General features: G+C 56.1%; 12 protein-coding genes. 10 read left to right on the top strand and 2 right to left on the bottom strand.

What is annotated here, in order from left to right; genetic code table 11:
• The first annotated feature begins 13 nt into the window (after window positions 1-13).
• The 6 genes from queA (at window position 14) to NHF56_RS07535 (ending at window position 6,427) form a co-directional block, all read left to right on the top strand.
• Window positions 14-1,096: a tRNA preQ1(34) S-adenosylmethionine ribosyltransferase-isomerase QueA gene (gene queA, locus NHF56_RS07560; protein ID WP_252804910.1), complete on the top strand. Its 1,083-nt coding sequence runs from the start codon at window positions 14-16 to the stop codon at window positions 1,094-1,096.
• Entirely contained in the window at window positions 1,093-2,223 is a 1,131-nt protein-coding gene (gene tgt, locus NHF56_RS07555) for a tRNA guanosine(34) transglycosylase Tgt (RefSeq protein WP_252803033.1), read from the top strand. Before queA ends, tgt begins: the two co-directional genes overlap by 4 nt.
• Window positions 2,224-2,418: 195 nt before the next feature.
• Window positions 2,419-3,399 carry a septal ring lytic transglycosylase RlpA family protein gene (locus tag NHF56_RS07550; RefSeq protein WP_252803031.1) on the top strand — a complete coding sequence of 327 codons (981 nt, stop codon included), beginning with the start codon at window positions 2,419-2,421 and terminating at the stop codon, window positions 3,397-3,399.
• A gap of 38 nt (window positions 3,400-3,437) precedes the next feature.
• Complete coding sequence (locus NHF56_RS07545; RefSeq protein WP_252804908.1) at window positions 3,438-4,583, top strand: serine hydrolase; 1,146 nt, start codon at window positions 3,438-3,440, stop codon at window positions 4,581-4,583.
• A gap of 129 nt (window positions 4,584-4,712) precedes the next feature.
• Entirely contained in the window at window positions 4,713-5,399 is a 687-nt protein-coding gene (gene tmk / locus NHF56_RS07540) for a dTMP kinase (RefSeq protein WP_252803029.1), read from the top strand.
• Window positions 5,396-6,427, top strand: a complete 1,032-nt coding sequence (locus NHF56_RS07535; RefSeq protein WP_252803027.1) for a DNA polymerase III subunit delta' — start codon at window positions 5,396-5,398, stop codon at window positions 6,425-6,427. The genes tmk and NHF56_RS07535 overlap by 4 nt, the downstream gene beginning before the upstream one ends.
• Before the next feature lie 4 nt (window positions 6,428-6,431).
• On the opposite strand, the gene NHF56_RS07530 is transcribed toward NHF56_RS07535, so the two are convergent.
• Window positions 6,432-7,232, bottom strand: a complete 801-nt coding sequence (locus NHF56_RS07530; protein WP_252803025.1) for a sulfite exporter TauE/SafE family protein — start codon at window positions 7,230-7,232, stop codon at window positions 6,432-6,434.
• A 182-nt stretch (window positions 7,233-7,414) separates the two neighbouring features.
• On the opposite strand from NHF56_RS07530, the gene metG reads away from it, so the two are divergent.
• Genes metG through NHF56_RS07515 form a run of 3 tightly spaced genes read left to right on the top strand, consistent with a single transcriptional unit; the run spans window position 7,415 to window position 10,566 of the window.
• A complete protein-coding gene (metG, locus tag NHF56_RS07525; protein WP_252803023.1) occupies window positions 7,415-8,965 on the top strand; it encodes a methionine--tRNA ligase in 1,551 nt (516 codons plus the stop codon).
• Entirely contained in the window at window positions 8,965-9,744 is a 780-nt protein-coding gene (locus NHF56_RS07520; protein WP_252803021.1) for a TatD family hydrolase, read from the top strand. Before metG ends, NHF56_RS07520 begins: the two co-directional genes overlap by 1 nt.
• Window positions 9,745-9,753: 9 nt before the next feature.
• Complete coding sequence (locus NHF56_RS07515; protein ID WP_252803019.1) at window positions 9,754-10,566, top strand: MBL fold metallo-hydrolase; 813 nt, start codon at window positions 9,754-9,756, stop codon at window positions 10,564-10,566.
• 33 nt (window positions 10,567-10,599) lie between these two features.
• Here the strand turns inward: NHF56_RS07515 and NHF56_RS07510 are convergent, their stop codons facing one another.
• Window positions 10,600-11,550, bottom strand: a complete 951-nt coding sequence (locus NHF56_RS07510) for a phosphoribosylaminoimidazolesuccinocarboxamide synthase (RefSeq protein WP_252803018.1) — start codon at window positions 11,548-11,550, stop codon at window positions 10,600-10,602.
• A gap of 121 nt (window positions 11,551-11,671) precedes the next feature.
• Between NHF56_RS07510 and NHF56_RS07505 the strand changes: the two genes are divergently transcribed.
• Window positions 11,672-12,679, top strand: coding sequence for a TIGR00341 family protein (locus tag NHF56_RS07505; RefSeq protein WP_252803016.1), 1,008 nt, complete (start codon window positions 11,672-11,674; stop codon window positions 12,677-12,679).
• Window positions 12,680-12,778 lie beyond the last annotated feature (99 nt).

The following is a 12,778-nucleotide window of genomic DNA, read 5'->3' as shown; positions in this document are numbered from 1 at the left end:
TATGAGCCGTGACATGCTTGTAGATGATTTCGATTTCACACTGCCGGAAGACAATATCGCGCTGCGGCCGGCCAACCCGCGCGACAGTGCCCGCATGCTCGTCGTCCGGCCGAACGGAGACCCATTGCTCACCGATAGCGGGGTCTTGTCCTTGCCTGATTGGCTTGAGCCCGGTGATGCGCTGGTTTTCAACGATACGAAGGTCATACCCGCGCAACTTGAGGGCATGCGCACCCGTGATGGCGGTGAGGGTGCACGGGTCTCCGTCACCTTGCATATGCGTCTTGATGGATCGCGCTGGAAAGCCTTTGCGCGGCCCGCCAAACGGCTGAAACCGGGCGACCGTATAAGTTTTGGGCATAGTGGGAAAATATGCCTATATGGCGCCTTGGACGCGACGGTGGAAAACCGCGAGGAGGCTGAAATCACTTTGAATTTCGACTTCTCCGGCCCAATGCTCGATGAAGCGATCATGGCCACAGGCCACATTCCCTTGCCGCCTTACATTGCGGCAAAACGCGCCGAGGACGACCAAGACAAGACCGACTATCAGACGATCTATGCGCGCGAGGAAGGTGCCGTCGCCGCGCCGACGGCGGGGCTTCATTTTACCCCGCTCCTGATGGACGCGCTTGATGAACGAGGCATCGAACGGCATTTCGTGACGCTGCACGTTGGTGCCGGCACCTTTTTGCCTGTAAAGGCCGACAGGACCGAAGACCACAAGATGCATTTTGAGAGTGGGACCGTGACGGCGCAAACGGCAGATGCGCTGAATGCGGTGCGCGCCAGAGGCGGCCGCATTGTGTCTGTCGGCACCACATCGCTTCGCCTGCTGGAAAGTGCGGCGCGCACCGACGGCGTGATCGAACCCTGGTCCGGCGCGACGGACATTTTCATCACGCCCGGATACAGTTTCAAAGCGGTCGACATCCTGATGACGAATTTTCATTTGCCGCGATCGACGCTGTTCATGCTTGTATCGGCCTTTGCAGGCTTTGAAACAATGCATGCAGCCTACCGACACGCAATTCAAAGCGGTTACCGCTTTTACTCCTATGGCGATTCCAGCCTTTTGTTCAGGAATACGAAATGACCGAAACCTTCACCTTCGAGTTGAAAAACACCGACGGCAAGGCGCGCCTTGGCCTGGTCTCCATGCCGCGCGGGGAAATTCGCACACCAGCCTTCATGCCGGTTGGCACCGTTGGAACGGTCAAGGCCATGTATCTCGATCAGGTGCGTGATCTGGGCGCCGATATCATCCTGGGAAACACCTATCACCTCATGCTTCGCCCTGGCGCTGAGCGTGTTGCGCGCCTTGGTGGCTTGCACAACCTCATCCGCTGGCCATATCCCATTTTGACCGATAGTGGTGGGTTTCAGGTTATGTCACTGGCTGCATTGCGCAAGATCGACGAGCAAGGCGTCACCTTCAAAAGCCATGTTGATGGCAGCTTGCATGAAATGTCTCCAGAGCGCTCGATCGAAATCCAGGGGGTGCTGGATTCCGACATCCAGATGCAGCTCGATGAATGCGTTCGCCTGCCGGCTGAACGCGATGACATAAAGCGCGCCATGGAAATGTCCGTCCGCTGGGCCGAACGCTGCAAGGTGGCCTTTGGCGATCAGCCGGGCAAGGCAATGTTCGGCATCGTTCAGGGTGGCGATATCCCGGATTTGCGCGTCCAATCTGCAGAAGCGCTCAAGAGCCTCGATTTGAAAGGCTATGCAGTCGGTGGGCTGGCCGTAGGTGAACCACAAGCCGTCATGCTCGATATTCTGGATGCGACGCTACCCGTTCTTCCCGGCAACAAGCCCCGCTATCTGATGGGCGTGGGTACACCGGATGATATTTTGAAATCCGTCGCGCGTGGCATCGATATGTTCGATTGTGTCATGCCGACCCGTTCCGGCCGCCATGGTCTGGCATTTACCCGCCGCGGCAAGGTGAATATCCGCAACGCGCGTCACGCAGAAGACCTTCGCCCGCTGGACGAGGAATCGTCGTGTCCGGCAAGCCGGGATTATTCCCGTGCCTATCTGCACCATCTCATCCGGGCCAACGAGTCGCTGGGTGGCATGCTCCTGTCCTGGCACAATCTTGCCTATTATCAGGAGCTCATGCAGGGCATCCGGGCAGCCATCGCTGAAAACAGGTTTCAGGCATTCTACGATGAAACGATCGCCACGTGGGAAGCCGGGGATATCGCCCCTCTGTAGCTCGACGGTTTCGTAACGCTTTGTAAACCATAAGCACTGAAATGCCTTGCCGCCTGCGGGTGCTGAGCGCATTTTCGCCATCTTCTTACCCCGATGTGCCAAAATGAGAATTGTGGCCAGCGGGGTGTGCTGCTGGACAGAGCGGCATGTGTAGCGCCTTGGCCGGGGTGAGTATTGCGTATTAGGACGGGGACAATGGCGAAACGCCATATAAAGAGCGTATTGCGTTTGAGTGTTTTGGGCGTGTTGTTGGTAAGTGTTGCTGCCTGCACCACGACCTCAAAGAGCTCCAAATCCCGCTCCAAGGAATATTTCTCCGAGAGCGAATATGGCGTTGCAGCCAGCCCGAGAGTTGCTCACGGCAAGATACCAAAAGGCGGCGGCCGCAAGATGGTCGGCAAGCCATACAAGGTGAAGGGCAATTGGTTCTATCCAAAGGAAGATGAAGACTACAACAAGGTTGGATACGCATCCTGGTATGGCTCCGCCTTCCATGGGCGATTGACAGCCAATGGCGAAGTCTACGACAAAAACAGCCTGTCTGCAGCGCATCCCACATTGCCGCTGCCAAGCTATGTGCGTGTCACCAATCTGAAAAACGGTAGCTCTCTGATTGTCCGCGTCAATGACCGCGGCCCCTTCGAGCGGGGCAGGATCATCGATCTTTCCAAACGCGCCGCCGAAATGCTGGGATCACGGGATCACGGAATTGCCAAGGTGCGCGTTCAGTATATCGGTCCGGCACGCATGGACGGGCATGACCAGCAATATTTGATGGCATCATACAGAAGCAGTGGCGCGCCGTCCGATACGGGCGTCAGCGGCGTGATGCTTGCCTCAGCCTCGCCAGTCGTTCCCAAGTCTGCGCCGCAGCCTGAGCAGCTGCCTGCAGACAACATCTATGTGACCGCGAGCGCATTGACCGCACCTCAGGCAGAACCCGCGGCGTTTGGTGTTTTCGGCAGTTTCGCCGCCTTGCCGGATATTGGTCCCGTGCCGATCGAACGACCAGGCGTCATGCGGCTTGCCTCTTCAGCGCCATCGCTTGTCAGCGGTTTTGTCATGGAGCGCATGAAACCGGTGGCCTCGGCCCGTTTTGAAACGATTCTCGTTGACACGAATGGCCTGACGCCCGAGTCTGTGAAACAGGCATATCTGCGCCGGCTCGACAACTGAGCCGGAAGGCCTTTGTCGAGGAGTGGGTTTTGAAAACGGTGCATGCGGCGTTCGTGCTGTTCATTTTCATTATGGGAGCGGCGGGTAGCGCGAACGCGTTGGAACCGCTGAAGACCAAGGCCGGGCAGGTTTTCCTGATGGAGGCCAGCACCGGCACTGTTCTGATCGACAAGGATTCCGACAAGATCATTCCGCCGGCCTCGCTCGCCAAGCTGATGACAACGGAATACATCTTTCATCTTCTGAAGACGGGCAAGCTGACGCTTGATACAACATTTCCGGTCTCGGAATATGCCTGGCGGACGGGCGGTGCTCTGTCGCGCACATCCACGATGTTTGCGGCCTGGCGCTCCGAGATTCGCGTCGAAGACCTTCTCAAGGGCATCATCGTCCAGTCAGCCAATGATGGTTGCATCATTCTCGCTGAAGGCATTGCCGGTTCGGAAGAGGCGTTTGCAGATCTTTTGACGGCCCGCGCCAAAGAGATTGGCTTTAGCCATCTGACCTTCGGAAACTCCAACGGTTTGCCCAATCCCGAAAACCTTGTGACGATTCGCGAGTTGACACTGCTGGCGAAGCATATTCACGACACCTATCCGGAATTCTTCCGCTACTATTCAATTCCTGAATTCACCTGGAACAACATCCGCCAGCGCAACCGCAATCCGCTCCTGGGCTATCTGGACGGAGTTGATGGCATGAAGACCGGCTACACGGAGGAATCAGGTTACGCGATCATCTCGACCGTGGAGCGAAATGGCGTTCGTCTTTACCTGGGCATGAGCGGGCTGGAGACCGAAGACGACCGCAAGAAGCAGGCCGCTGCTGCCTTGGAATGGGGGCTCGACAACTTCAAGAGCCGCAAGGTGTTCCAGCCAGGGGAGGTCGTCACCAGCGTTTCGGTTTACGGTGGTGCGCAATCAAGCGTGCCCGTCGCGGCCAAGCAGCCCGTATCCATCTTCGAGCAAAAGATCGATCCGGATCGCGTCAACGCCAAGGTCGCTTATGATTGGCCGCTGAAGGCGCCAGTCAGCAAGGGGCAGCAAGTCGCGACACTGCGCCTCTACAAGGATGAAACACTCGTCAACGAAACACCGCTCTATGCGCAGCAGGATATCGGGCAGGGCGATTTGAAGGGGCGCGCATTTGACGCCATCATTGAACTGCTTTTCTTCTGGATATAGACGATACCCCGGACAAAAGAATAATGAACAATTTTACCCTTTTGCTCATTTGGGTTAAGAGGGAATTCAAGATGGTTGCTGCCGCGGCTTGGTGTTGCGCGCAGAGATCACACCACGGGGTTCGGGATATTGGACGGCGTAAACGGCTTGTTTGTAACGTTTGAAGGCGGCGAGGGCGTTGGTAAATCGACGCAAATTCGCCTCTTGGCCGAACGCCTGCGAAACTTGGGTTATGAGGTGATTGTGACCCGTGAACCGGGTGGCTCCATGGGTGCCGAAGCGGTGCGCCACGTGCTTCTCTCAGGCGCTGCCGAAGAGTTCGGCGTGAGAATGGAGGCAATCCTCTTTGCCGCAGCACGAAACGATCACGTCGAAGAGGTGATCAAGCCGGCACTGAAGAATGGAGCAATCGTACTCTGTGACCGTTTCATGGATTCTTCACGCGTCTATCAGGGAATTACCGGCAATCTCGAACCCAGTTTTGTAAAGACCCTGGAGCGTGTAGCCATCGACGGCGCGGTTCCCGACTGCACGCTCATCTTGGACATGCCCGCGGAAAAAGGTCTTGCGCGCGCCAGAAAGCGGGCGGGAGGGGAGAAGGGCGCAGAACCGGATAGGTTTGAAAAAGAAGAGCTTTCCACCCACGAAAAGCGCCGCGAGGCGTTTCTGGACATCGCCGCATCCGATCCGCTTCGTTGCCGGGTGGTGGATGCGTCTCTGCCATCTGACGAGGTTGCTGAAGCCGTGTTTGTTGCCGTAGAGAACCTGCTCCCGATCCGACTCCAGAAGGAAAAATCTGCGGAGACGGTCGCGTGAGCGGTCATGAAGGGCACATTCTCGATGGTGCAATCCCGCCAGAGGCCAATCCGGCGCTTTACGGACATGACGAGGCGCTGAAATTCCTGAGCACCGCCTATCGCAGCGGCAAGTCTCACCACGCCTTGTTGATCGAAGGGCCGGAAGGGATCGGCAAGGCAACGCTTGCGTTTCGCTTTGCAAACCACGTACTTGCCAATCCGGTCGCGCATCAAGCGCCTTTGGAAATTGGACCACCTGACCTGAACTCTCTCGAATACAGGCAGATCGTCGCCGGCGCCTCGCACAGTCTCATCCATCTGACGCGGCCTGAGGATGCGAAGACGGGCAAACTTCGCACTGAGATTACTGTCGAGGAAGTCCGTCGCCTGGGGCGGTTCTTTGGCCAAACCTCAGGCAATGACAATTGGCGCATTGTGATCGTGGATCCGGCCGACGACATGAACCGGAACGCAGCGAATGCGATCTTGAAAATGTTGGAAGAGCCACCGAAGCGCGCGATGTTTTTGGTGATCTCGCATGCGCCCGGCAAGCTGCTGCCGACAATTCGTTCGCGCTGTCTGCCCATCCGTCTCAAGCCGCTCGTGGAAGCTGATCTCGAAGCAGCGCTAAAGAACCTTGGCTTCGAAATCGAACCTGCCATGCGCGAGGCATTGCTGCGTGAGGCCGGTGGAAGCGTTTCCGAAGCGCTCAAGCTTGTAAATTATGGCGGCCTGGAAATGCTGATGGCGCTTCATGAAGCCGCTTCAACTGGCGGACCTTCAGCGCGCAAGGCGATGCACAAGATCGCGGATGCGCTGTCGGCGCGCGATAACGATACGCTGTTTTCATTCTTCTCCCAGGCGGTCTTGCATCGCATGGAAGTGGCAGCCCGACAAAATGCCCTTTCTGGCGCATTGGCAAATTCGGACAGGATTTCCGCACGTGTCAGCGAGCTACGGCAGAAATTGACCGTCTCTGCCGCCTATAATCTCGACAAGAAGCAGACCGCCCTCTCGATGATCGAGACATACTGCGAATCGGTTTGACCGATCAGGAAAGCAGCATCTTGAGCCCGACCGCAGCCAGGGTCGTGGCAAGCATCGGTCTGATGACGTTTTCTGGTAACCTCGGGGCGAGATAACTGCCGAAGACGACGCCCGGCAAAGAGCCGAGCAGCAATGAGCCGAGCAGGCCCATTTGTGTTTCACCGAGCATCCAATAGCCGAATCCGGCTAATAAAGTTAGCGGCACGGCATGTACGATGTCCGTTCCCACCATGTCGCGAACATTGAGATGCGGATAAAGAAGCAGGAGTACGGTCACCCCGATAGCACCGGCCCCCACGGAGGTGAGGCTAACCAGCGCACCGATGACTGCGCCAAGAACCAGGGTCATGATGGATATCTTCGCAGGCGTCAACTCGGGGTGCGCACCCCTGTAGCGGGCAGCAATCTGCATCAGTTTGGTTCGCAAAAACAGAACGGATGCCGTCAGCACCAGCACGCCACCGAGGATGAGGTTAAGCTGTTCCGACACCGTTGCACTGCGCCGGTCGACGCCGGCCAATATCCAGATTGTCAAAGCCGCCGCCGGTATGCTGCCTGCGGCAAGATTGGCAACAATGCGCCAGTTGATGGTCTTGTTCATGCCATGGATGGCCGTGCCGGCGACTTTGGTGACAGCCGCAAACAACAAATCGGTTCCGACCGCTGCAGCGGGATGGACCCCGAAAAGAAGGACAAGGATAGGCGTCATGAGCGACCCGCCGCCGACGCCCGTCAAACCGATGAGAATGCCGACGAAAGCGCCGGCCAAAGTGTACAAGGGTTCAATCTGGCTTAAAAAACCCAATCGATTCTCCGTGCCGCATGAGGTGCAGGACCACACCCGACATAACCGGGTAGCCTCCACCACCGCGTGTGTCAATGATCGGTAGTGACGGAGTGGCGCTAGAATTGAGCAAAAGAGGTTCCATTTCGCGCCGAAAGGCTCTAGAAGCCAAGCCTGTGAGGCCAATTGCAGAAAATGAAATCATGACGGATAAAACGCCCTTTTACATCACGACTCCGATATTCTATCCCAACGGAGTTCCACATATCGGCCACGCCTATACATCGATTGCCAGCGACGCGTTTGCCCGCTTCCATCGTCTGGACGGACGTGAGGTGTATTTTCTGACCGGGACCGATGAACACGGTCAGAAAATGCAGCAGACGGCTGAAAAGGAAGGGGTGAGCCCGCTGGAGCTGGCCACGCGCAACTCCAATGTTTTCAAGCGGCTTTGGTCTGTGCTGAACATTTCCTACGACGACTATATCCGCACGACCGAAGAGCGGCACAGAATATCTGTCCAGGCAATCTGGCAGCGGATGGCCGAAAATGGCGACATCTATCTTGATTCCTATTCCGGCTGGTATTCGGTGCGTCAGGAAGCCTTCTTCGACGAAAAGGAAACGACAGTCGGTGAAGACGGTGTTCGCCGAGAACCGCTCGGCTCTCCTGTAGAATGGGTGGAGGAGGAAAGCTATTTCTTCCGTCTGTCAGCCTATGGTGACAAATTGTTGGAATTCTACGAGGCCAATCCGAACTTCGTTGCCCCGGTTGAGCGGCGCAATGAGGTAAAGAGCTTTGTAAAGTCAGGGCTGCGCGATCTCTCTATTTCGCGCACGACGTTTGATTGGGGCATCCCGGTCCCCAACGACCCGAAGCACATCATGTATGTCTGGGTGGATGCGCTGACCAACTACATAACTGCAATCGGTTATCCTGATCAGACCAACCCGCTTTGGAAATTCTGGCCTGCCGTTCACATTATCGGCAAGGACATCATTCGCTTTCACGCCGTCTATTGGCCCGCTTTCTTGATGTCTGCCGGTGTTCCGCTGCCGAAGCGCGTTTTCGCCCATGGTTTTCTGCTCAACAAGGGCGAAAAAATGTCGAAATCGCTCGGCAACGTGGTGGACCCGTTCAATCTTGCCGAACATTTCGGAACAGATCCGTTCCGCTATTTCCTGCTGCGCGAAGTCTCATTTGGGCAAGACGGTAGCTATAGCGAAGAGGCAATTGCGACCCGCATCAATTCCGATCTGGCAAATGGCATTGGCAATCTGGCGAGCCGCTCGCTGTCAATGATCCACAAGAACTGCGACGGAAAGATACCCGAATGCGGTCCGCTGACGCCGGAAGATGAGGCCATGCTGGCCCATATTGATGGCATACTGGAAACGGCGCGTTCGGATATGGGCGACTTCATGATCCACCGCGCTTTGGCAAGCATTATCGGTGCTGTGGCGGAAGGCGACCGCTATTTTGCGGGCCAGGAGCCCTGGGCGCTGAAGAAGACCGATCCCAAGCGCATGGAAACCGTGCTTTATGTGACCGCAGAGGTCGTACGCCAGATTTCCATATTGCTGCAGCCCTTCATGCCTGAATCAGCGGGAAAGCTGCTTGATCTTGTTTCTGCGCCGGTGGACAAGCGTGATTTTGCAGCTTTGGGTCCTGCAGGCCGGTTGCAGGCCGGAACGGAAATCGAAAAGCCGCAACCGGTGTTTCCGCGTTATGTGGCTCCGGAGGTTGAGAACTGATGCTGATTGACACCCATTGCCATCTCGATTTTCCAGACTTTGCGGAAGAGCGAGATGCACTGGTTGCCCGTGCAGCCGAGGCCGGTGTCGGCCGATTGGTGACGATATCGACATTGATATCCAAACAGGCGCAGGTGAAGGCCGTTGCGGAAGCCTATGAGAATATCTGGTGTTCGGTTGGAACGCATCCCAACCACGCAGCCGAAGAGCCGGACTTGCCCGTGGAAGCCTATCTTGAAGCCGCAAACCACCCGCGCGTCGTCGCGATCGGTGAGGGCGGGCTCGATTATCACTATGACTATGCATCGCCGGAAATACAAAAGCCGGTGTTCAGACGCCAGATTGAAGCTGCCCGGCTTACGGGTTTGCCGCTGGTCATCCACAGCCGAAGCGCAGATGACGATATGGCTGCAATTCTGACAGAGGAAATGGGGAAGGGGGCATTCACCTTCATTCTTCATTGCTTCTCCTCCGGGCCCGAACTGGCACGTGTCGGTGTTGATCTCGGCGGTTACGTTTCGTTTTCGGGCATACTGACCTTTCCGAAGTCGACCGAGCTGCGCGACATTGCTGCGAGCATCCCCCGCGACCGCCTGCTTGTTGAAACAGACGCACCTTATCTTGCGCCCAAGCCATTTCGTGGCAAACGCAACGAGCCCTCCTATGTCGCCCATACTGCGGCGGTTCTGGCGCAAACGATTGGCGTCAGCGAGGCGGAGATTGCCGATATGACAACGCAAAATGCGCTGCGCTGCTTCTCGCGCATGCCTGCACTCTGAGGTTCTTCCTTGGCCCTGCGGCGTTTCACCATTTTAGGCTGCTCATCGTCTCCCGGCGTTCCGCGCATTACGGGCGACTGGGGCGATTGCAACCCTGACAATCCGAAAAATCGCCGAACCCGCGCAGCTCTTCTGGTTGAACAATTCGCTGATGACGGCGGCAAGACGACAGTCGTTGTCGATACCGGCCCCGATTTTCGCGAGCAGATGGTCCGCGCGAATGTCGATTGGATCGATGCCGTGGTCTATACACATGCCCATGCCGACCACATCCATGGTATCGACGACATACGCGGCTATTTTCACCGCGCTCGTCGCCCTATCCCCATCTATGGCGACGCACCCACATTGGAGCGGATCAGCGAGGGGTTCGCCTATTGTATCGAAACCCCGCCCGGCAGCGAATACCCGCCGATCGTCACCCCCAATCTCATTGAAACGCCTGACAGTCCAGTGACAATCAACGGGGCAGGCGGGGCCATACGCTTTATGCCTCTTTTGCAGCGCCACGGGTCGATCAACTCGCTCGGGTTCAGAATTGGCAACTTCGCCTATTGCAGTGATGTGAGCGATTTTCCGGAAGAAACGGTTGCGAAGCTGCAGAACCTTGATGTTTTTGTGATCGACGCTTTGCAGTATCGTACCCATCCAAGCCATCTCTCTCTTGGCGAGGCACTGATGTGGATCGAGCGCGTGAAGCCGAAACGCGCCGTTCTGACCCACATGCACATTCCTCTGGACTACGACCGCGTCATGGCAGAAACGCCGGATCACGTGGAACCGGCGTTTGACCAGATGAAATTTGAAGAAAGCATAGAATAAACAGAAGCCTGTTCGGCTATCTTGAAGTCAGCCTTACTTAAAGTAAGGCTTCAGATTGTTGCGGATCCGATCGAGCAGCGCGGGCTCGACATCCCAGGCGTCAAACGATTCGCCGGTGATCATCTCATACGCCTTGATATAGACTGCAGATGTTTCCCGAACGAGATTTTCGGGAATTTCGGGAATGGGATCCTTGTAAGGATCGCAGCGCTGTGTGACCCAGGCGCGCACGAAATCCTTGTCGAAACTCTCAGGCCTCTGGCCGGTTTCGAACCGCTCCTGATAGCTTTCCGCGATCCAGTATCGGCTGCTGTCCGGGGTGTGAATTTCATCCGCCAGGATGATCTTGCCGCCTTCGTCCGTGCCGAATTCATATTTGGTATCAACCAGAATGAGCCCCCGCTCAGCCGCCACCTCCTGACCGCGGGCGAAAAGCCGCAATGCATAGTCGGATACCGTATCCCATTGCTCCTGCGTGAGAAGCCCTTGCTCCACGATCTGTTTTTCAGACAGGGGCTCGTCATGCCCGCCGTCAAAAGCCTTGCTGGTGGGCGTAATGATGGGTGTCGGCAGTTTCTGATTGGCCTTCAGCCCGTCCGGCAAAGTGATGCCGTACATCTGCCGCTGACCCTTTTTATAAAGGGTGAGAATAGACGTCGATGTTGTGCCTGCGAGATAACCGCGCACTACGATTTCCACGGGAAGAATGTTGAGCCTTTTGCCAAGCACGACATTCGGATCAGGATAGGAGATCACATGGTTCGGGCAGATGTCGGCAGTGTTTTCAAACCAGAATCGTGCAATCTGCGTGAGAATCTGCCCCTTGTAGGGGACCGAGGTCAGAATACGATCGAACGCGCTCAGACGGTCCGTAGCAATGATGATGCGCTGATCACCTGGCAAATCGTAATTTTCGCGAACCTTTCCCTTATAATGGTTGGGTAGTTCGGGAATTGTGGCGTCGTCGAGAACGGGAAGCCGCATGGTCGCATTGCTCCAGATTGCTGGTCTTTTGTTGCTTCCGATTGAACTACCTTTCTAAGCAAGTCAAGTAAGGGTAGGGTGGTGGTCCCCTTGGCTGACTGGACCGGAATCATAAAAAACAATGCCGCTCTACAGAATTGAAGTGATTGCTGACGAAAAGCACGCAAAAGCCATCAAGAAGATTGCTGATAAGTTTGAAGCGCTCGACTGTTATGTCGATACCGCTGCAGATGGCGGACGTCAGCATAGTACATTGCTTGTCAGCCAGACAGATCGCCAGGAACTGGTTGACGCGATCCAGAGCGAGATTGGTGATCTGGAGGGAAGCCGCATCATTCTGATGGCCGTCGAGGCAACACTGCCGAACGAACAGAAGGAAGAAAAGGAACAAAGTAAGGAGGACGTGAAGAAAAAAGAAGCACTTGCCACGCGTGAGGAGCTTTTTACGCAGGTCGAAAGCGGTGCCGATCTGACCCTTTCGTATCTTCTTCTGACTGCCTTGTCTACGATCGTGGCGGCTATAGGCCTGGTGGAGAATAATATCGCAGCCGTCATCGGCGCCATGGTGATTGCACCGCTTCTGGGCCCCAATCTCGCGCTGTCTCTGAGCGTGGCACTTGGCGAACGAAAGCTGATTTTGAAAGCGCTGCTGACAGGTGCCGCGGGTATCGGTGTTGCACTGGTTATCGGCATTGCGGTTGGTGCCAGCGGCTTGTTTGCACTCGATGCGCCGGAGCTTCTGTCACGCACCGATGTCGGAATTTCCGGTGTGATCCTGGCGCTGTCATCGGGCGCAGCCGCTGCCTTGACGATGACAACCGGAATTCCGCTGGCACTCGTCGGCGTCATGGTCGCCGTTGCCTTGCTTCCGCCCGTTGCTGCAGCCGGCATCATGCTGGGCTCGCTGGAATATGCGCAGGCAATCGGCGCATTGCTGCTGCTGGTCGTCAACATCGTTTGCGTTAACCTGGCAGGCCTTGCGGTATTCGTGGTGCGCGGCGTACGGCCAAGAACATGGCTCGAAAAACGCGCCGCACGGCAATCGACAATCGTCAGCACGACCGTCTGGTTATCCATGCTGATCCTGCTGGTCATCATTATCGTGCTGCGCAAGAATGATGTGCTTTAGATAGCGATATCAAGGGTTTGCTATGCCGTTAAGTTCCATAATCTATCTTATGTGATTTATATGTAGCCGGAGGTGGGTTCTATTCCCATTCGCACAAGG

Origin of the sequence: Rhizobium sp. L1K21 (genome assembly GCF_024055895.1) — a bacterium.
Classification (GTDB): Bacteria; Pseudomonadota; Alphaproteobacteria; order Rhizobiales; family Rhizobiaceae; genus Ensifer_A.
Note: the sequence above shows the minus strand (reverse complement) of the source record. Positions and strands in the feature narration are given on the sequence as shown.

What these genes read in the sequence shown, in the direction of transcription:
- tgt (WP_252803033.1), top strand. Translation starts at nt 1,093, where the DNA reads ATGACCGAAACCTTCACCTTCGAGTTGAAAAACACCGACGGCAAGGCG.
- NHF56_RS07505 (WP_252803016.1), top strand. Translation starts at nt 11,672, where the DNA reads ATGCCGCTCTACAGAATTGAAGTGATTGCTGACGAAAAGCACGCAAAA.
- NHF56_RS07550 (WP_252803031.1), top strand. Translation starts at nt 2,419, where the DNA reads ATGGCGAAACGCCATATAAAGAGCGTATTGCGTTTGAGTGTTTTGGGC.
- metG (WP_252803023.1), top strand. Translation starts at nt 7,415, where the DNA reads ATGACGGATAAAACGCCCTTTTACATCACGACTCCGATATTCTATCCC.
- NHF56_RS07520 (WP_252803021.1), top strand. Translation starts at nt 8,965, where the DNA reads ATGCTGATTGACACCCATTGCCATCTCGATTTTCCAGACTTTGCGGAA.
- NHF56_RS07510 (WP_252803018.1), bottom strand. Translation starts at nt 11,550, where the DNA reads ATGCGGCTTCCCGTTCTCGACGACGCCACAATTCCCGAACTACCCAAC.
- queA (WP_252804910.1), top strand. Translation starts at nt 14, where the DNA reads ATGCTTGTAGATGATTTCGATTTCACACTGCCGGAAGACAATATCGCG.